The organism is Nitrospinaceae bacterium, from assembly GCA_018669005.1.
Taxonomy (GTDB): domain Bacteria; phylum UBA8248; class UBA8248; order UBA8248; family UBA8248; genus UBA8248.
In genome coordinates, this window is the sequence record JABJAL010000078.1 from 13071 (window position 1) to 30985 (window position 17915).

The window sequence follows — 17915 nt, forward strand, 5'->3', positions numbered from 1 at the left end:
CGCTTATTTACCGACGGCGTAGCGCCGGGTGATCAGCCACATGTAGATGGGTTTGTAGTTGTTCGCATTGTCCGCCACCGAGTGGCACATGGCGTAATCGTAGGTTTTATACTGAGCGCATGTGTTGGTCTGATATTCATCGTCGAGACCGAGGCGATGGCCGAATTCATGCGAGACGACGCCGATGTGGGTACCCGAGTAAATGGGCCGGGGCTTGGCCCAAAAGGGGGTGTACATCGCCCGCGATTTGCGGCGGGCGTTCATCGGCACGTGCCAGACGCCCTTGGCGAATTTTCGCCCGCCCGGCCCCTGGCCCAGGTTGAGCACCTCCACCTCGAGGGCGAACCCGAGTTCGGGCTTGCTCCATAGTTTTTCGATGCCCGCCTTCCAGTAGGCCATGAGAACCTTGGCCACGGGTTTGCCCCTCACCTTGAGCGAGCGCGGCACCCGGCAGGCGATTTCATCTTTCGTGAAGGGAATGTTGATCAGGGGTTTTTCGCATTTTCCGGCGATTTTTTTCTCAACCGCCAGCGCATAGGGAATATCGAGCTTTCGGGGCCGTTTTTTCGGCAACTCGAAGAAAATGGGCACGATGACCTTCCAAATCTCTTTATCCCGCGAAAGATAGTAGCCGTATTTCATCCAGAATTTTCCGGTGTAGAAAAATTTTCCGGCCACGCGTTTTTCGGGCAGTTTGGGGGGGGAATTCTGGAAGCCCGAGGCCGTCAAGTTTTTCCTGATATATTTCTTGAGCTTGGCCTCGTGGTTGTCCCTTTTCCGGTTGCACCTCAAAACCTGCGCGTCGTAGGAATGATTCCGTTTGATTTTAGGATCTTCGGCAAATGAGGATTTTACCATCGCCTCGATTTCGCGGTAGTGAACCCGCTTGGGGGCGCCTTCCTTGACGCACCGGTTGGCCGAGGCGGCGATCGGTTGAAGCAGGAAAATTCCCATGAGCAGCATGGCTGTCGTGCATATCCGGCGTGGTATCATCAAAGGCTCCCCGGTAGAGAAGTTTCACGAACGTTCCCAGTCCCGCTCCGTGGGCGAGGTTTCATGGTATTATTACACAATAGTAACAGGCGAATTTTTTTTAAGATTATATCTCAAGACCCTGCTTCAAGGTAAACTGGCATCCCCCGCCCGGGGCGTCCCACCCCGGGGCCGGGATTTGCTATAGTCTGAAACAGAATTCGCTACGCAATATCTTTGCTTTGCGATTATTTCGGTTTGCCGCCAATAAAGAGGTGCCGCGTCCTTGCCACGCATACTTCGAGCTGCTTTTTTTCTGGTAGCGCCGGTATTTTTGGTATTTCTCATTACCCAGTTTTTCCCGCCACGCGCAACAGATGGCGTGCACGACATCGGATCGCTCACTGGCACCTGGATGGGAGATTTTGCCTGGCTTGACGGCTCGCAGACTTTTCCTGTCTCAATCACCATCAAGGCCGATGGTTCATATGTCTTCGACTCGGTTTATCGGGAGACGAATGGCCGAATTCTGCTTGAAGGGGGGAGGGTGTTTCTCAGTGTGGAGGGCGAGCAAATAGGCTCGCCGCTGGCGCGGGGGCTCAACTCAGGACAACCTACTCTTGAGGGGGGCATCGAGAATATCGGTCGATATCATTTTGGCAAGGTGAACTAGTATTCCATGACCAAAGGAGATGCCGTGATGAGTATCCAGAAAAGAAAATTCAATCGCCATGGGGTCCCTGCCGTAATCTACGCCCCGTTATTGACAGATCTGTGCATCGTCCCCATCGATATCAGCGGGGGCGGCTTTAAGGCCGTTCTCGAAAAGGAGCCGTCACTTGATGGCACCGCAGCCTGAGAGATACACATTTTGGCGAAGTATTCGAGAACGGTAAATTATGTGTTGCCTGGTCGAGGCCCCTCGACTCTTCCTCTTCATCGTACTTGGCCGGCATGGCAATTGAAGAATCTGGCGACGAGGAGTGGTTTTAGAGCATGGTTGAGGCCCCCAACAGCCTGATGGAAAACGGTTAATCGGGTGCGAAATACTCCACCATCCATATTTTAAAAGTCTTCCCGCCGGAATTACCCTTGTAGCGGTTTTCGATACAGGTCCTCGGCACGTTCAATCTTGAGGATTACGGCGCGCCCCTTTTTTTCGGGGTCCTTGTCCCGCTCGTGCTCTATCATCTTGTTCCACACCAGTTCTCGCCCGGCTCCCTCGTTGTGAACGGTGGCGATGCCGTAAAAGCGTGCAATACCGCCCAAGGGCAAAACGCGGCTCGCGCCCAGCTCTGGGCTCCTGAAAAATACCATGACCTTCGAGCCGTCCTCGACACCATCGTGGGTCGAGCCGCTACCCCTATCCCAGTAGCCGATGGTCTCCTCGTCCAGCACGACGACGCTCCCCCGAGGGCTAAACTGTGCCCAGCCGTCGGGCTGGACGGTGCCAATAAAACAGGGGTTTTTCGGAAATGCGTTGCTCACGGGCTCGTGCAGAAATTCAGGTATCTTCGCCATGTTTCGTCTCCTGGTTCGGGAATGATCGTAGTTGTGGCGGGTCGAGCCCGCCAGGTTGAATACTAGCATTTTTCTTAGTCCCTAGTGCTACACTTTCCCTCATCCCCGCCACCATCTTTGTAAGGAGGCCGCTATGTTCTCGGTACACCATCTCATGCCCGAGGGAATGTTCGCCCGCGTCATCGACGGCGAGCCGATTTACTCCTCCGTCGTAGTTGTAAAGTCCGCCGATCATGCGCGGATTCACATCGCGGGCCAAGTGTCGGCCGGCCCCGGGGGCGAAGTCATCGGTAAGGGCAACATGGAGGCTCAGATCAAACAAGTGTGCGAGTGCATTCGCGCCGGGCTCGAATATGTGGGCGCCTCGTTCGCCGATGTGGTGCGCACGGTGACCTATACGACTGACGTGGACGAGTACTTCCGCTGCCAAGGGGTGCGCTTCGATTACTTCTCGCATCCGGCCCCGACGAGCACCCTCCTTGGCGTCTCGCGCCTGGCGGACCCGGATTTTCTCGTCGAAATAGAGGCCGAGGCTACCCTTGGGCTTGAGAGACTACGCCTCTGAGAGGCTGTGCCTCCCGTAGTGTGGCGACTACATCGTCACCTTGATGGGCAGGATTCCCGAGCTGTCCGACATGAAGGCTACCCCGCTGGCATTTATGTCAAGGTTGATAGTGATTTTACCCTAATGAGGCGGGCCGTCCGGGTTCCAGTGCACTCCGGTGCGGATTGTTATCGCCTGGCGTTCGCCGCCGGGGTGCCAGCCCTCCTCGTTTAACTTGGCTTGGGCCTCGTTGTCGTACGACACCCGCTTGATCTCGGCGTTCCAATTACCGTCGCCCAAATATTCGACGACGGAGTATGCAGGACGACTATCGCCGTCGTAGCACGCCCCCACCGCCGCAGAGCACACGAGGGTCTGATCCCCGACCTGCCGGATGTAGGGGGCGTGGACCTGCCCGAACGCCATAATCTCGGCGGTGACGCCGCCGAGCCTTTCCCTCACTTCATCGTCTGTGAGGCGAAGCGGAAGGGCGCCATTGTCGTCGTTCGGTGTTCCGTGGAAAATGAGGAAGTCGTGTCCGGGCTCGGGGGAAAGGGTGATGGAGCAAAAAAGGGTTTTGAGCCAGTCGACCTGCCCATCTGCGAGATGTTCGCGTGTCAGTCGAATACTCTCGTTTCTGTGGGGAAAGGGGTTTTCCTGCTCGTCGACGCGATTCATTACCCATCGATCGAAGTTCCCCAGGAGGGGGATGGCTTTTTCGCGCCCACGGATACGCTCGAGCACCTCGGAGGGCTCCGGTCCTCCCATTATCATGTCTCCGATGATGACCTCGTGGTCAACATTCTCCTTGTCTATGTCCTCCAGGACGGCGTTGAGCGGTGCGAGTTGCGCATGGATATCCGAATACAAAGCGATCTTCATGACATCTCTCCTTATAAAGGGACCGTTTCGAGATCTGGTCCTGGGGTTAGATTGATATCGAAATTTTGTGGCATCACTCTCCTGGCTAATTTTCATTAAAGTGCCTTGAAAAAACGAGCGCCCCGGTGCGACTACATCGTCAATTTCGGCGGCCGGCGGTTTGAGCTGTCCGACATGTAGGTCACCCCGCTGGCGTTGATGTCCAGGTCAATCATGAGTTTCGCCAGGCGAATCGAGGCGCTGTAGCCCTCAAGCACGGGCACGTCCCATCCGAGTTCCTTGAGCCCCTTCTTGATGTGGGGCTGAAGCCAGAAGACCCCTGAGCAGCCCAGCGTGATTACCTCGGCCCCGTCGTGGAGAATAGCCTCGTGGGCTTGCTCAACGGCGATTTCGGCCGCCCGGGTAGGCTCGCCTGCGCGGTTCTTCGCAAGCTCGCCGCTGAGCTGGGGGAGGTCATCCTGCCCCGGCCGGGGCAGGTGGTAGTCGATGTTGCGTATCGAGGCGCAGCGGTGTTGAAGCTGGTGGCCGATGATCACATCGCGGTAGTACATGTTGTGCACCCCTGCGACGTCGAGGACAGTGAACTTGTTGCCGAGCATGGTGGCCAGATGAATCTGCGAGAAGGCGTTGGCGGTGACGACGACGCCGTAGGCGCGGGCGATTTCTCTTGATTCGGCGAAGCCGGGCTCGCCGCCTCCGAGGAGGATGATGGCGTTGTATTTTCCCGACTCACATGCCTTTCGAATGTTGGGAAGGCGCGCGGCTGCGGCGTAGGTGAACTCCTCGCGGGTCTCGACCGGCCAATCGCCATAAGTCGCCAGCTCGCCGGGATGAAGATCCCACTCCACATCCTCAAGGTGGGGGACGATGAACTTGGAGTTCATCAGGCGTTCTTCCTTGGGCAAATCGATTGGCACCCCGGTGATGCTCGCGTTGTAGCGAGATTTTTCGGGCAGGCGAAACGGGGGAATGAGTAGGAAGCGGTATCGGGATTTGTCGGTCATTGTTAATTCCTCCGGGTTGTTATCATTTCTAAATCTTGCGGCGATGTGATCGAGACAGAAAAATCTATTTTAGAGTAAAATATCTGATTATTGCTACCCGCATAAAGAACTGTAGCTGGAGTTCGATGTCCGGCCCGCTGTTGCTTATCCAGACATCCACTAGTATTTGATATCAACTCTAGGAAGTATCCAGGCGGGAGGGCGAGTATTCGGCCCCGATGCCGCCTGTCTGGGCGTCATCGGCACCCTTGAGATTGCCGGCAACTTTATCGGGGCCTGCACGTCGATCTATCGTGTTAGGGTGAAAGAGGCGGGAATCAGGTTGTTCTGAGCGCGGCGGCGGAGGAGTGGAGCCACATGAGGGTGAAAGAAATCATGTCTCGGAAACTTGAATATCTCAACGTCTCTGACGCGCTTTCCCTGGCCGACGATCTGATGGTTATCCGGAGAATTCGCCACCTGCCGATTATGGATAATGGCGAGCTGGTGGGAATTGTCTCGGATAGGGATCTCTTGCAGGCGGGACTGGCCATGGCGATGGGATTCAGTAAAAGGACCGAGGAGCGGTTCCTTAGCACGGTGCTTGTGGGCGAGGTAATGACGAGCGACGTGATCACCATTGATCAGAATGCGGATGTGAAGAAGGCCGCCCGTATCATGTCGTCAAGAAATATTGGTTGCCTACCCGTGCTGGCCGGAGTGAAACTCGTTGGCCTCCTGAGCGAAAGCGATATCCTTCGCGTCATCGCCGGGGGGTGAGGGGGGGCGAATATGAAAACGCTTTTCATTGGCGCCTGCACCCCGATCTACATGCTCCAGGTCAAAGTGCTGGGGATTCGGTTGTTCTAGTTTTGTGTTAAAAAGTGCCGCTTGAATTTTCCTACCAGCTACCGGTATTCGCGCACATTCGTCTGACGGCGGTCCACTCGACAGCGCTCATTGGGGGGCGACCCGGGCGGGTTTTGTTCCGCATGGCGGCGATGCGCTTGCTCGCTCCCGGATGGGTGGAGAAGTACCCCCCTTTGGCGAGATCCGGGGCGTTTTTTTCGAGGCGTTTTAGAAATCGAGAGAGCCCCTTTGAACCCATACCGGCTCGGTTGAGCATGTCGACGGCCTCGCCGTCTGATTCAAGCTCGGCCTCTCTGGTGAAGGAGAGGTGAAGAAGTTTTTTTGCAAACTCACCGCCCGAGGCAGCCAGTGCCGAGGGATCACCGGTTATGGCGGCGAATAAAATGGCGAGCCCTCCCTGGCGAAGCAGCGATTTCTCGGGGTGGCGCAGCCGGGCATGGCCCATCTCATGGGCAAGAACGCCTGCGAACTCCTCTGGCGTCCGGGTGTTGCGGAAGAGGCCATCGAAAATGCCGATATAGCCGCCCGGCGCTGTGAAGGCGTTCGAAATCTTTGAGCGGAAAACGCGAATTCTTATCGGATTTTTAAATTCTCGTCCGGCGGCGAGCCGACCCACAAGAAAGGCCAGCGCTTCATCGCCCTCAGGAGAGCGGCAGGTGGCGTACTGCGTGCCGAGAGCAGCCATCACCCCGGCGCCGAAGGTGCGTTCGACCTTGGGCGGGATATATTCGGAAAGGCGGTCCACCGCCCAGGGCAGGGCGGCGGCAAGCGCCGCGATCATTATGCCGACGATGGCGACAAGGATGCCCGCCCAGGTGGCGATGCGCCGCCGCCAGGACCAGCGCCCGCTAGTGCCCGAAAGGCCCGGAAGGGCAGCAAGGATTTCCTGGCCTTTGAAGGTTAGCAGCGCCTCGCCCCTTGCAGTGTGGGAGATGCGCACCGGTTGATCGCCTCGGTAAATCTCTCCCGCGAGGCGGAGCCCCTCGATGGGCCACTCGTCAACGGTGGCACCGCCGGTCGCACCACCGACCGCGCCACCTTCATCGACAATGAGGAGGCGGTTCATCGTCACGCTCACGCGAACATCGCGCCGGGCCGCCGATTTTCCGTCGTTATAGGTTCCCTCGAACAATTTTTCTAAATCCTTCCAAGACCGAGGAAGCTTCCGCTCATGCCGAATATTTCGGCCAGCCCCTCGCCCGAACTCGGGGCCGCCTCCTGGCTCTGGAGAATGCTCTCGTAGTCTATCTCGCCCCGTATTTCGAGGTGCGTGAAGAGGAAACGGAAGTTTCGGAGAATCACCCAGGGATATCCCAGCCCGAAGGTAACTATCGAGATGAGAAAATTGCCGGACCGGAGCCAAAAAAGTTGGCCCCAGGTATACCCAATCGTAAACTTTAAGTCCTCGCGCTGGGTGTGCGCGGCGACATAGGCGGCCTCCCGCGCTCCGTACCAAAACCAGATGAGCCCGAGGGTGGGTATTGTGAGCAGATAGCTCAGAAGGAACTGGCCGAATAGCTCCCCCCCTGAGCCGTTGTAGGCAAAGGGCGTTGTTCCAAAGTGGGTGCGGTTGATTTTGTAGCTAAGGAGGATGTGCCGCCGGTAGGGCCAGTAGAGCCCTAATGTCAGGATGACGATGAAACCAAGCCCCATGGCGCGTACGGCGTAGCCAACGGCCGAGCCCCCTTGGCCAAAGCGGATGCTTCGCCACCTTGTTCGACTCAACAGATAGCCCCGTGCGGTGTAGCCAGCGACGGCGGCAAGGAACTGGCTTACCAGGTAAACGAGCAAGGTCGAGGAGATAAAGAGAAGGCCGACGGGCCCCTCGGTTCCAAGATAGAGAGCCAGGGCCAGGATAAGGAGCAGGATGACGACGATGGCCGCCTTGAGGAAGCCAACGAAAAGATTTCCGCCCGTGCCCGTGTACTCAAACCGGTCGCCCTCTAGGCTTTGATGGCTCCAGAGATATTCTCTTATCCGCGTTTTCCCCCAGAAATGATAAATGCTGAGCGTCACCCACTTGAGGGCGGTGTTGACCAGATGGATGAGGAACAGGTCCCCGAGATTACCCAACTGGCGCATCTCAAGGCGAGGCTGCTCCTCGGGGGCGGGGGTGTTGATCGTCTCCATTTCCTGCTCCTTAAGTTGCAATACCTCTACCACATATGACTGTCTGCGCCATGGTATCGCGATGTCCAGGTATTTGGGGTTGGACCACCGCAGGCGGAAGGGTAGTATACCGGAGCTATAGTTGGGTAGGGCAAATGTCAATTCGCAAGAGGAGCCCCAAGTGAAACTTATTGTCGGCGTTACGGGTGCCTCGGGCTCGATATACGGCGCGCGCCTGATAAAGGTTCTGGGCGAGGCATATCCGGAGGTGGAGAGCCACCTAGTTGTTAGCCGGGCCGGGCGCCGGGTCCTCCGGCACGAGACCGACTACGATCTTGAGGATCTCGCCCGTTGGGCCGACTTCACGCATCCCGAGGCCGACATTGGAGCCGAGCCTGCCAGTGGCAGCGCCGGTTTCGACGCCATGGTAATTGCGCCTTGTTCGGTGAAAACCCTTGGGCAGATCGCCGCCGGAATTGGGGACACGCTTGTAGGTCGGGCTGCGGATGTCATCCTTAAAGAGAGGAAAAAGCTTGTGCTCCTCGTGCGCGAGATGCCGCTCTCGGCAATTCATCTCGAGAACATGCTCAAGCTCTCACGCCTGGGCGTGATGATTTTGCCGGCCTCGCCCGGTTTTTATTTTCATCCCGCGTCTATCGATGACCTCGTTGATCACGTCGTGGGCAAAACGCTGAACGCCCTTGGTCTTGAGCAGAATCTTTTTGAAAAATGGCGGGGCCAAGACTCGCGGGGACAAAGCAGTGCTGTCCTGGACGAAAGAGACATCGGAGACGAGTCGGTCAATTGACGAGAGTCAGTATCTGACACCAGTCAGTATTTGGCAGCATTCAATGTCTGACGGCTGTCAGCCTCTTGCGAGAGTCATCGTTTGACGGACCAAGGTAATGTGAGGGTTTTTACTCACTTCTTTTTAGAATTTTCTGATTCTAAATGTTCTTTCTTTTTTTTGGCCATCGAAACCATTGCCCGTATCCGGGACAATATTTTTTTTTCGTTAGCAAGAAGTGCCCCCCAGTCGGGTGCGAGCCGCTTGAGCTGACCCAGGGCAGGGCGCCCTTCGGGTGGGGCGATGTCCCCCCGCGCTGCGTAGAGTCCGCCCCTGCGAATAATCTGTTGCGCTTGTCTTGAGGTAAGGAAATCCATCAGGCGCCTCGCGCCTCGTAGGGGACCCACGCCAAGATTCGTGTTCTCTTTTTTCAGGATGCCAGCGGGTCCCGTGATGGTGACGGCGCCCTCGGCGGGCCAGGTGATGTGGATGGCCGGGTCCCGTTTTTTGAGAGGGTAGGCGATGAAGTCGGCGAGGATGGTGGCGGCCGCTATTTTTTCGTCGAGGGCTTTGGCTGCCTCGCCAAAGGAGTCGGTCAAAAGGGGGCTGCTTGCAAGTAGACGGCTTACGAAGCGCCATCCCAGGGCAGGAGTTTGTTGCCAGGCAAAGATGCCAGCCAAGCTAGCACCTGATTTTTCTGGAGATGGCATAGCGAGGCGAAGTGGCGCATTCCTCCTGGTGGAAAGGCTGGTGAGGTCATCCCAGTTTTTCGGTGACCGAAATCCTGGACGGGGTTTATAGGTGATAATGAGATGCATGATTCGAATGGCATGGAACGCGCCTCCCGAATCCTTGAGATCAGTCGGTATCGATGCCGCGCCGGGCGGCGAGTAGGGGACAAGCCGCCCGGCTTTTTTATAAGCGATGAACTGGGAGGTGTCTCCTGCCCATATGACGTCTGCTAGAGGGCGGCCCGCGCTCCATTCATCCGTGAGCCTTCGGTTGACCGTGCTCGCTCTGGCGCGAAAAACACGGAGCGCCAGATTCGGGTTCGCTTTCGCAAAGCTCTTTTTGAGTGGTTTGAGCAGAGAACTTGGCACTGAAGTGTAGAGGAGAACGCTTCTTTGCGCCGAGGCTGAGACCGAGAACAGCCCCAGAGTAAATGTCAGTATAAACAACGACTTGAATGGCTTGATAATGCTCTCTCCGCTTGTATTAGTCTCGGGCGTCCCAGGGGCGGGATGAGCGCTATTCTGGACTCAAGATTATCCATGGGGCAAGTGGCGGCAGGCGAAATGAATGACCTGCGCGACTATATATATATAAGTAAAATCCTTGAAATAAGGCGCATTATTGGTCTAATCATTTTAGAAAACCTTCATCATTTCGGACAAAGATTGTTGATTTCAACCGCTCGTTTCGTTATCATTTTAAAACCATAAGTTAAACTGAAAGGTTGAATTTCAAGTCAAGGGGTTAATTGCCTCTCATCCATTTTGGATGGGACTTGCTACTTGGTGGGGTATATCCCTGCTCTTACTAGAGGAGATTCAAGATGCGTGGAATTCGTAAAGCGGTGGTTATGTTGACCGCAGTATTTGTCGTTGTGGCCCTGGCAGCCCCGGGTGCCATGGCGGCTCGAGTGAAGACATCTGTGGCGAGCGCCGGCCCCGGTGCGGCGGCCTACGTGATTTGGGGCGGCCTGGCCGCATTGATTTCCAAGGAATCGAAGACGGTCGAAATGAGCAACCTCACAACGCGTGGTGCGGTCGAGGACATCCGGTTGGTTGAGTCCGGCAAGGCCGAGTTCGCGCTCGGCGTCGCGACGCTCTTGGACCTGGCCATCAAGGGCAAGAAAATGTTCAAAAAGCCCTATAAAAACCAGTGTGGTGTTGGGCCCGGAACCGCCTCGTTGTTCCATATCGGGGTTAAGAAAAGCTCGGGCATCAAGACCCTCCAGGATCTCAATGGCAAGCGCGTCAGCTTCGCCAAGAAGGGCAGCAGCACGCACTTCATGACGCGGACCATCGTAAAGCTGGCCGGCATCAAGGTGCGCGAGGAGAATCTGGGCTGGAACGTCGCCGCCGACGCCGTGAAAGACAACCGGCTCGACGCCTTCACGATTCCGAACCCGGTGCCCTCGCCGGCGTTCGTTAAATTCTCCACCGCCCAGCCTATTTCGCTTCTTCCTGTGGACGGCGAAGTCCTCAAGAAGATGCTGACCATGAACAAGGCCTATTTCCCGATTACCGTTCCGGCAAATTCCTATGATGGGCAGGACAAACCTGTTCCCACCATCGGCTACACGGCCTGGACGGTCGCCGGCTGCAAGGTTCCTGCAGACGTGGTGTATGAAGTGACGCGCCTGAACTACTCGGCGAAGGGCAAGCAGTTCCTTCTCCGGGTGCATAAGGGTTGGGCCACCGGCTTCAAAATTTCGCCCGCGCTCGACCAGATGGGTGCCATCAACATGAAGGTCCATCCGGGCGCCGCTCGCTATTGGAAAGAGCAGGGCCACAAAATTCCTGCCAACATTCAATAAAGATTGTTTGATTGCATCTTTCCGGGAAGGCTTTGGCCTTCTCGGAAAGATGCGGTTTTTTGTTTGTCCTTAAAATATTATTGACCCTCAAGCCGAAGGGGCCTCACGGCTTCTCCTGGATAAATATATGTCCAATGTGAAATTGGTTTTAGAAAAGTTACGTGATTTCCTCGGTGCGGGTCTCTCCCAATCCCGGACGCTGTCAGGTGGCTACCTGTGGGCGCTCAGGGTTTTAGCTTTTATTTTTGCCGTTTATTTTCTCTTTGGCGCCGTCAACGGCAGCTACACGTTGTTTGGTCCGAGAGACTGGAAAATGTTTCAGCAGTTGCGGACCCTCGAATATCCATATTTGCCTTACTATGGTGAGCAGTTCACGTTGCCCTTGTTCCTGTTCTTCACTTCTTGTTTGACATTCATGCTCTATCCAGCACGGGATGCCTCGCCCCAGGATCGCCCTTCGGGTTTCGATATTTTGTTCTGCGTACTCTCGTTCTTCATTCTTTGTGAATTTATTTATTTCTACGAGGTGAGGGGAGACAGGGCAGGTTTTGTCGAGTGGAACGACGTGGTATTCGGTTTCGTCGCCGCCTGCCTCGTCTGGGAGGTGTGCCGTCGTGTTCTTGGGCTAGTGTTGCCCGTGATTGCGGTGATATTTCTTGTTTACGACTGGGCGGGGAATCACGCCCCCGGATTGTTTGCCCACAAGGGCGCCGAGTTCGGCTATGTAATGAGCTATCTCTACAGCCAGGAAGGAATATACGGCGTCATTACACGGGTTTATGCCCAGGTCGTGTTTATTTTCCTTGTTTTCGGCGCCTTGCTTCAGGCAACCCGGGTGGGCGATGTGTTCATTGATCTCTCCTTCGCCCTCGTGGGCCGCTACAAGGGCGGAGCGGCGAAGGCCGCCGTCGTATCAAGCGGCTTGGTCGGCTCGATAGTCGGCAGCGGGGCGGCGAATATTGTCATCACCGGCACTTTTACAATTCCTTTGATGAAAAAGGCAGGCTTCAAGCCCACTTTCGCTGCGGCGACCGAGGCCGTGGCCAGCATCGGGGGGCATTTGATGCCGCCGATCATGGCCTCGACCGCTTTCATACTCGCTGCCATGACGGAGACGCCTTACTGGCACGTGGCCCTGATCAGTCTGGTGCCCGCACTTCTTTATTATTTGTCCGTCTTCATGTCTGTTCACTTCTATGCCAATCGTCATAACCTGCAAGGGCTTGATAAGGAAGACCTGCCGGATTTCTGGGGAATTCTTCGCAAGGACGGTATCCTTCTGGCCCCGGTTGCTATTCTCATCATGTTGCTGATTCTGCAATTCTCCCCGTTCTTCGCCGGTTTCTGGGCAATCGCGGCGGCCATTGTTTTCAGCACAATTAGGCAAAAATGCTGGTATCTTCTCAAAATCGAGGGCGCCGTATTCCTCGCCAGCACCCTTTACGGCGGCGACATGCTCTATCTCTACACGGCGCTGGCTTGTCTGGCGGCCTGGCGGCAGGAGGAGTCTCGCCGCATCATGACGGAAATCTCCGGCGCCTTCGTTCAAGGCTCGGTCAACTCGCTTGTTATCGGCGCCACGGCAGGTGTTATGGGTCTCGTTCTTACCGGGGTGACGCACCCCGACCTTGCCCAAAAGATGACGCTAATCATTCTGTCCTACTCATACGGATTCATATTCCTTGCTGTCGTCCTGGTGGCGTTTGCGAGCTATATTCTCGGCATGGGGATGACGATCACAGCAAGCTATATCCTCATCATCATCCTCGCGGGACCGGCCCTTCAGGAACTTGGCCTCTCGATGCTGACCTCGCACATGATCGTTCTGTGGCTTAGTCAGGACGCGGCGCTAACGCCGCCCTTTGCGCTTGGCGCATTCATCGCGGCTGGCATCGCCCAATGCGATCCGATGACAACGGGCTTTACGTCTCTCAAACTGGCCAAGCCCCTGTATGTTGTCCCGCTGCTCATGGCCTACACGAGCATTCTCATGGACGGCCCCTGGAGCGATGTGATTATGGTTTGGGTGGGGGCGTCGCTCGGCTTCATCGCATCGGCGGCGGTGCTGGAGGGCTACTTCATTCGCTTGCTGACGTGGACGGACAGAGGAATGCTTTCCGCCGCCTCGCTTTTGCTCTTCTGGAACGGAATCTGGTTTAAACTGGCGGGGCTCGCACTGATGGCGGGAAATCTGTTCATGCAGAATTCTCGGCCTAAAGTTTATGTAGAGCCTCCCGTTATTGATATCGGGAGAGACACGCCACAAGCGGATGCCACATAAAGACACTTGGTTTTCATAAGGCCCCGGCTTCGGTCGGGGCTTTTTATTTGTAGTCAGGCTTTGGTTATAAGAGGGAAATTCATCCCAGAAAATAGCCGCCATTCACATCGATGGTCACGCCGGTGACGTGGCGCGCATCATCCGAGGCGAGAAAAGCGACGACACCGGCTACATCCTCGGCCGTGCCGATGCGCCCCAGTGGTGTGGCGGCGATGGTGTTTGCCTCCTGCTCGGGGCTCATTTGGGCCTGAATGCGCGGGGTGAGGATAACGCCCGGAGCGACAGCGTTGACGCTGATGCCCTCGGGGCCGAATTCGCGGGCAAGGTGGCGGGTGAGGCCGATGACGGCGGATTTCGAACTTGAGTAATGTGCCCCTTGGAGCACACTGGCCGAGCGTCCGGCCACAGATGAAAAATTCACGATTCTCCCTGATTTCTTCTCGCGCATATGCGCCAGGAGCGCCCAGCAGGCACGGTAGGTGCTTTTGACATTGTATTCGAACATGGCCTCGAAGGCCGCCTCGTCGATGTCGAGAGAGGCGAGGGGCTTGCCACCGCCGATGCAGTTGACGAGCACATCAATGGGGCCGTGGGTCTCAATGACGCCAGCCATCTCCCGCGTCACGCCCTCGGGATCAGTTATGTCTAGATGCGCAGCCACACTCCTGCCGCCCGCTGATGCGCCTTTCTCGTTGGCGAGGCGCGCCGTTTCTTCCCTTGAGTCGGCGATGTCCATGCAAATAACGAGGGCGCCCTCCCTGGCGAGTCGAAGGGAAGTGGCCCGGCCAATGCCTCCACCTGCTCCCGTGACGATGACGGTGCGTTTCTCAAATCGCTTCAAGGTGGATTCCTCCAATAGGAGCGTAATTGTTGTTGCCTGCTGGACCGGAGCACTCTACGGCATTGAGAATATCCGTGACGGCTCTTTGTACATACTCTTGATAGAATGAACCGTGGTGGGCGTGAAGACAATCGGGCGAGCGAGGAGGAGAGCGAATGGCGTACGTGAAGAAATGGGGAGAGGGCGAGCGGGTCGGGATGGATGATGTGGCCGAGCCCCGGGGCTGGCGAATTCAGGTTGATCCGAAAAACACGGGTGCGGCCCATCTTAGTATGGGCACCCAGGAGATTCCGCCTGGCGGGAGAATACCTGTGCATCTTCATGAAGTGGAAGAGGAGATTCTTTTCTTTCACGAGGGCGAAGGTGAGGTGGAAATTGACGGCGCGCTCCTTGAGGTTGGGCCGGGGATGAGTGTGTTTCTCCCGTCCGGCATCCCCCACGGGGTGCATAACTCAGGGAAGGTGCCGATCAAGATGCTTTGGATTTTTTCGCCGCCTGGTTATGAAAAGGTTTTCAGGGAAATGGCGCGCCGGAAAATGGACCACGGCGAAATTGAAAAAAATATTGACGACAAGGGCAATAAATAAGCCGCTGGTAGTGTTCGAGGAGATTCCCAATAAAGTAATGGGGGACAGAATAGGGCATCACAAATGGAGGTGCTGCACACATAAGGGGAAGGGAGGCTATGGCTCGGTTTAGGGGATGCCCCGGTGGTGCTTATTTTTTCTTTGGGATGGCGTCGATGCTATCAACCCAGTAGTAGCGAGATAATGTTTTCATGTCGGACACGCTCATTGAAAACAGCGCGGCGGTCGAATTTCTGACGCCCCGCATGCTGCCCAGTTGTTGATATATCGATATATGAAATTCTTCGGGCGGAAACACTGTCGTTACGGTGATGTCCACCTCGCTCGGGTTTTTCTCAAGCACGGCCCAAAGGGCAGGAGAAATTTTCGAGGGACCAGTAACATAACCCCAGCCCCAGTAGAGGCCAAAGATAAGGGATGTCGCAACGAGAAACCGGAACGTAGGGTGGCTGCTCCAATTTTCTTTTCTTTTGGCTGGTGTCTGGCTCTGTGCCATTTAGGATGGCCTCCAGACAAGGCCCCAGCGCTGGATGGTCCATTTTTCCAGCGGCACGAGCAACGAGCGGTCGGTTATCATCCAGATGACCGCGATGACGATCACTCCCAGGAAAACTTCTTCTATTTTGTATTCCGAGGCCGAGACGAAAATCATGAAACCCAATCCGCTTGTGCCACCAATCATCTCGGCGGCGATGAGCGCGCGCCAGCCGAAGCCCATGCTCATCCGAACGCCGGTGACGATACTCGGAAGGGCACCCGGAATATAAACCTGAGTGATGATGTTCAATCGATTTCCACCCAGCGTGAGAACGCTGTTTTCGAGGACCCTTGGCACGCCTCTGACCCCGAGAAGGGTGTTGAAAAAAACAAGCCAAAATATTGTATTGAGAAGGATGAACAGGGTCGTCATAGCCCCGATGCCGAACCAAACGATGGCCAGTGGCACCCAGGCAATGCCCGAGATGGCATTGGCAAATACGCCTATGGGCTCAAGGGCGTTGCTGATGCGCCGATTCATGCCGGCAAGGACGCCAAAAGCAATTCCCATGGGCACGCCGATTATTAGAGCCAAACCGACACGGCCCATGCTCGATAGAACGTGGTTCGTGAACTGGCAGCCGGGATTCATGGAAAAAATGCCGCCCAGGCCCGTGCACTCGTCCTGGAGGATGACAATTGCCTCTGCGACCGAGGCCATTGGTGGTATGAAGACGGGGGGTAGCCATTCGTTGACGGTGTTCATACGCCAAAGGGTGAGCAGAACAATGAACGGAATGGAGCCCAGAATTATTTTTCGGATGCGCTGGCGCCCGAATCGTTTTTGAATGGTTATCGAAATGGTTTGGATGGCATTCATCGTTGGACGAGCCCCCAACGCTGAATGGTGTCCGCCTCTATCGGTCGAAGCGCAAAGCGATCGATAAGAATCCAGATGGTTCCAATCATCAGCATCCCTAGAATTACCTGGTCTGTGTGGTCAGTGTCCTGGGCCGTGAAAATCATCCAGCCAAGCCCGCGCTTTCCAACCAACATCTCGCCCGCGATGACAGCCCGCCACGCAAAGCCGATGCCCAGCCGGGCGCCGGTCGCGATGTTTGGCATTGCACCCGGGATAATAACGTCACGGATGATGCGCATATGGCTTGCGCCGAGCGAGCGCATCACGTTGATGTAAATTATCGGTATGCCCCTAACACCAGCAAGTACATTAAAGGCAATGGGAAAAAGGGCCGTGTAGATAATGACAGTAAAAACAGTTTGCTCGCTGTTGCCCCACCAGACGACGATGATGGGCAGTATGGCGATGCCCGAGATCGACTGAAAAAAGTTGAGGATTGGATAGAACATATCGGATACGGTGCGATTCAGGCCAAGAAGAATGCCGAAAGGTATTCCGACGAGGAGGCCGAGGATGCTGCCGAATACGAGACGCCAGATGGTCTGGCCTACATAATTGGGCAAAAGTCCCTTCCAGAGCATATCGCTTGAGGAGAAAATCACCGTCAATGGTGCGGGCAAATAACGCGAGGGGTTCGGAATCATACTCGAAATTGTTGACCAGAGGACGAGTATTCCCACAACCATGATTAGAAGCTCGGCTCCCCCACCTTTTGTGAATCGGCGCCAGCGGGCCGAGGGCACGACTCTAGGCCGAGGCGAAAGGCTGGGGCTAGTCGTTGCCATTGGGGGAGACCTCTTCTCGGACGAGTGTGAGTATTTCGTCCCGTTTGGCTACGAATTCGGGATCGTGGAGCAAATCTTGCCAGATGCGCTTGTCGCGCGGAATGTCGATGTTGACTGTGGCCTTTAGCTTGCCGGGCCGCTTGGTGAAGACAAAACATTTGTCACCAAGGAAAGCCGCCTCATCCACGTTGTGCGTAATGAGGAGAGTGGTTTTCTTCGTTGCCATGGCGATGCGGTTGAGCTCTTCTTGAAGCGTTATGCGAGTCTGGGCGTCCACCGCAGCGAAAGGCTCATCCATGAGCATTACAACCGGATTCGCGCACAATGTGCGGGCGAGGGCGACGCGCTGCTTCATGCCGCCCGATAGCTCGTGGGGATAGCGGTCCTCAAAACCCGTCAGGTTGACGAGATCGATAAATTCTTGTGTCCGATTCTTGCGCTCCGGGCCGGGCATGCCCTGTATTTCTAGGCCGTGTCCAATGTTCCGGGCAACCGTCCGCCAGGGGAGGATGGCATGCTCCTGAAACACGACGCCGCGGTCGGGGCCAGGGCCTTTCACGTCCACGCCGTCTACTTTCACATGCCCATTACTGTAGGGGAGAAGTCCTGCCAGGATGTTCAGCAGCGTTGTCTTGCCGCAACCGCTGGGACCCACGACAGCCGCGAATACACCTTCATCGACATCGAGGCTCACGTTGTCGAGCGCGTGAACATCCTCGCCGGTGTATTCATCTGGATAGTGGTGCGAGAGACCTTGGACGACCAGTTTGGGTGGCATGGGTTTTGCCTTTATCTCATCTTCGTTTTATTAA

The 17915-nt window shown here is 55.9% G+C and carries 22 protein-coding genes; 10 read left to right on the plus strand and 12 right to left on the minus strand.

The window, feature by feature from the left end:
- Nucleotides 1-3 precede the first annotated feature (3 nt).
- On the minus strand, nt 4-993 hold the full coding sequence (locus tag HOJ95_12215; protein MBT6395464.1) for a hypothetical protein: 990 nt from the start codon (nt 991-993) through the stop codon (nt 4-6).
- A gap of 265 nt (nt 994-1258) precedes the next feature.
- Here HOJ95_12215 and HOJ95_12220 point away from each other — a divergent pair, with 265 nt between their 5' ends.
- Nucleotides 1259-1645: a hypothetical protein gene (locus HOJ95_12220; protein MBT6395465.1), complete on the plus strand. Its 387-nt coding sequence runs from the start codon at nt 1259-1261 to the stop codon at nt 1643-1645.
- Between the two features lie 27 nt (nt 1646-1672).
- Nucleotides 1673-1831: a hypothetical protein gene (locus tag HOJ95_12225; GenBank protein ID MBT6395466.1), complete on the plus strand. Its 159-nt coding sequence runs from the start codon at nt 1673-1675 to the stop codon at nt 1829-1831.
- Between the two features lie 227 nt (nt 1832-2058).
- On the opposite strand, the gene HOJ95_12230 is transcribed toward HOJ95_12225, so the two are convergent.
- Entirely contained in the window at nt 2059-2493 is a 435-nt protein-coding gene (locus tag HOJ95_12230) for a hypothetical protein (protein ID MBT6395467.1), read from the minus strand.
- 133 nt (nt 2494-2626) lie between these two features.
- Here HOJ95_12230 and HOJ95_12235 point away from each other — a divergent pair, with 133 nt between their 5' ends.
- The gene (locus tag HOJ95_12235; GenBank protein ID MBT6395468.1) at nt 2627-3058 is read left to right on the plus strand and encodes a RidA family protein; all 432 of its coding nucleotides are present in this window, start codon (nt 2627-2629) and stop codon (nt 3056-3058) included.
- Nucleotides 3059-3178: 120 nt separating this feature from the next.
- On the opposite strand, the gene HOJ95_12240 is transcribed toward HOJ95_12235, so the two are convergent.
- Nucleotides 3179-3919, minus strand: coding sequence for a hypothetical protein (locus HOJ95_12240; protein ID MBT6395469.1), 741 nt, complete (start codon nt 3917-3919; stop codon nt 3179-3181).
- A gap of 131 nt (nt 3920-4050) precedes the next feature.
- Nucleotides 4051-4923, minus strand: coding sequence for a hypothetical protein (locus HOJ95_12245; protein ID MBT6395470.1), 873 nt, complete (start codon nt 4921-4923; stop codon nt 4051-4053).
- Between the two features lie 166 nt (nt 4924-5089).
- Between HOJ95_12245 and HOJ95_12250 the strand changes: the two genes are divergently transcribed.
- Both HOJ95_12250 and HOJ95_12255 read left to right on the plus strand, forming a co-directional pair.
- Nucleotides 5090-5254, plus strand: a complete 165-nt coding sequence (locus tag HOJ95_12250; protein MBT6395471.1) for a hypothetical protein — start codon at nt 5090-5092, stop codon at nt 5252-5254.
- Between the two features lie 44 nt (nt 5255-5298).
- A complete protein-coding gene (locus HOJ95_12255) occupies nt 5299-5682 on the plus strand; it encodes a CBS domain-containing protein (protein MBT6395472.1) in 384 nt (127 codons plus the stop codon).
- 121 nt (nt 5683-5803) lie between these two features.
- Here the strand turns inward: HOJ95_12255 and HOJ95_12260 are convergent, their stop codons facing one another.
- Complete coding sequence (locus HOJ95_12260) at nt 5804-6904, minus strand: M48 family metallopeptidase (GenBank protein ID MBT6395473.1); 1101 nt, start codon at nt 6902-6904, stop codon at nt 5804-5806.
- A gap of 5 nt (nt 6905-6909) precedes the next feature.
- Complete coding sequence (locus HOJ95_12265) at nt 6910-7902, minus strand: DUF898 family protein (GenBank protein MBT6395474.1); 993 nt, start codon at nt 7900-7902, stop codon at nt 6910-6912.
- Nucleotides 7903-8062: 160 nt separating this feature from the next.
- Here HOJ95_12265 and HOJ95_12270 point away from each other — a divergent pair, with 160 nt between their 5' ends.
- Entirely contained in the window at nt 8063-8689 is a 627-nt protein-coding gene (locus HOJ95_12270) for a UbiX family flavin prenyltransferase (GenBank protein ID MBT6395475.1), read from the plus strand.
- Nucleotides 8690-8802: 113 nt separating this feature from the next.
- Here the strand turns inward: HOJ95_12270 and HOJ95_12275 are convergent, their stop codons facing one another.
- Nucleotides 8803-9846, minus strand: coding sequence for an extracellular solute-binding protein (locus tag HOJ95_12275; protein ID MBT6395476.1), 1044 nt, complete (start codon nt 9844-9846; stop codon nt 8803-8805).
- Nucleotides 9847-9909: 63 nt separating this feature from the next.
- Between HOJ95_12275 and HOJ95_12280 the strand changes: the two genes are divergently transcribed.
- The 3 genes from HOJ95_12280 (at nt 9910) to HOJ95_12290 (ending at nt 13491) form a co-directional block, all read left to right on the plus strand.
- Nucleotides 9910-10110, plus strand: a complete 201-nt coding sequence (locus HOJ95_12280; protein MBT6395477.1) for a hypothetical protein — start codon at nt 9910-9912, stop codon at nt 10108-10110.
- Between the two features lie 113 nt (nt 10111-10223).
- Nucleotides 10224-11210: a TAXI family TRAP transporter solute-binding subunit gene (locus HOJ95_12285; protein MBT6395478.1), complete on the plus strand. Its 987-nt coding sequence runs from the start codon at nt 10224-10226 to the stop codon at nt 11208-11210.
- A 127-nt stretch (nt 11211-11337) separates the two neighbouring features.
- The gene (locus HOJ95_12290) at nt 11338-13491 is read left to right on the plus strand and encodes a TRAP transporter fused permease subunit (GenBank protein MBT6395479.1); all 2154 of its coding nucleotides are present in this window, start codon (nt 11338-11340) and stop codon (nt 13489-13491) included.
- A 79-nt stretch (nt 13492-13570) separates the two neighbouring features.
- On the opposite strand, the gene HOJ95_12295 is transcribed toward HOJ95_12290, so the two are convergent.
- Entirely contained in the window at nt 13571-14332 is a 762-nt protein-coding gene (locus tag HOJ95_12295; protein ID MBT6395480.1) for an SDR family oxidoreductase, read from the minus strand.
- A 155-nt stretch (nt 14333-14487) separates the two neighbouring features.
- On the opposite strand from HOJ95_12295, the gene HOJ95_12300 reads away from it, so the two are divergent.
- Complete coding sequence (locus HOJ95_12300; protein ID MBT6395481.1) at nt 14488-14919, plus strand: cupin domain-containing protein; 432 nt, start codon at nt 14488-14490, stop codon at nt 14917-14919.
- A gap of 130 nt (nt 14920-15049) precedes the next feature.
- Here the strand turns inward: HOJ95_12300 and HOJ95_12305 are convergent, their stop codons facing one another.
- From HOJ95_12305 to HOJ95_12320, 4 genes are read right to left on the minus strand one after another with little or no spacing between them, the layout of a single operon-like run.
- On the minus strand, nt 15050-15415 hold the full coding sequence (locus tag HOJ95_12305) for a hypothetical protein (GenBank protein ID MBT6395482.1): 366 nt from the start codon (nt 15413-15415) through the stop codon (nt 15050-15052).
- Nucleotides 15416-16276, minus strand: a complete 861-nt coding sequence (locus tag HOJ95_12310) for an ABC transporter permease (GenBank protein MBT6395483.1) — start codon at nt 16274-16276, stop codon at nt 15416-15418. It lies immediately after the preceding gene.
- Entirely contained in the window at nt 16273-17103 is an 831-nt protein-coding gene (locus HOJ95_12315; protein ID MBT6395484.1) for an ABC transporter permease, read from the minus strand. Before HOJ95_12315 ends, HOJ95_12310 begins: the two co-directional genes overlap by 4 nt.
- On the minus strand, nt 17090-17881 hold the full coding sequence (locus tag HOJ95_12320) for an ABC transporter ATP-binding protein (protein MBT6395485.1): 792 nt from the start codon (nt 17879-17881) through the stop codon (nt 17090-17092). Before HOJ95_12320 ends, HOJ95_12315 begins: the two co-directional genes overlap by 14 nt.
- Nucleotides 17882-17915 lie beyond the last annotated feature (34 nt).

Coding starts and splice junctions, on each gene's coding strand:
- HOJ95_12310 (MBT6395483.1), bottom strand. CDS start 16,276: ATGAATGCCATCCAAACCATTTCGATAACCATTCAAAAACGATTCGGG.
- HOJ95_12215 (MBT6395464.1), bottom strand. CDS start 993: ATGATACCACGCCGGATATGCACGACAGCCATGCTGCTCATGGGAATT.
- HOJ95_12255 (MBT6395472.1), top strand. CDS start 5,299: ATGTCTCGGAAACTTGAATATCTCAACGTCTCTGACGCGCTTTCCCTG.
- HOJ95_12235 (MBT6395468.1), top strand. CDS start 2,627: ATGTTCTCGGTACACCATCTCATGCCCGAGGGAATGTTCGCCCGCGTC.
- HOJ95_12285 (MBT6395478.1), top strand. CDS start 10,224: ATGCGTGGAATTCGTAAAGCGGTGGTTATGTTGACCGCAGTATTTGTC.
- HOJ95_12305 (MBT6395482.1), bottom strand. CDS start 15,415: ATGGCACAGAGCCAGACACCAGCCAAAAGAAAAGAAAATTGGAGCAGC.
- HOJ95_12230 (MBT6395467.1), bottom strand. CDS start 2,493: ATGGCGAAGATACCTGAATTTCTGCACGAGCCCGTGAGCAACGCATTT.
- HOJ95_12225 (MBT6395466.1), top strand. CDS start 1,673: ATGAGTATCCAGAAAAGAAAATTCAATCGCCATGGGGTCCCTGCCGTA.
- HOJ95_12300 (MBT6395481.1), top strand. CDS start 14,488: ATGGCGTACGTGAAGAAATGGGGAGAGGGCGAGCGGGTCGGGATGGAT.
- HOJ95_12280 (MBT6395477.1), top strand. CDS start 9,910: ATGAGCGCTATTCTGGACTCAAGATTATCCATGGGGCAAGTGGCGGCA.
- HOJ95_12265 (MBT6395474.1), bottom strand. CDS start 7,902: ATGGAGACGATCAACACCCCCGCCCCCGAGGAGCAGCCTCGCCTTGAG.
- HOJ95_12290 (MBT6395479.1), top strand. CDS start 11,338: ATGTCCAATGTGAAATTGGTTTTAGAAAAGTTACGTGATTTCCTCGGT.
- HOJ95_12315 (MBT6395484.1), bottom strand. CDS start 17,103: ATGGCAACGACTAGCCCCAGCCTTTCGCCTCGGCCTAGAGTCGTGCCC.
- HOJ95_12320 (MBT6395485.1), bottom strand. CDS start 17,881: ATGCCACCCAAACTGGTCGTCCAAGGTCTCTCGCACCACTATCCAGAT.
- HOJ95_12240 (MBT6395469.1), bottom strand. CDS start 3,919: ATGAAGATCGCTTTGTATTCGGATATCCATGCGCAACTCGCACCGCTC.
- HOJ95_12245 (MBT6395470.1), bottom strand. CDS start 4,923: ATGACCGACAAATCCCGATACCGCTTCCTACTCATTCCCCCGTTTCGC.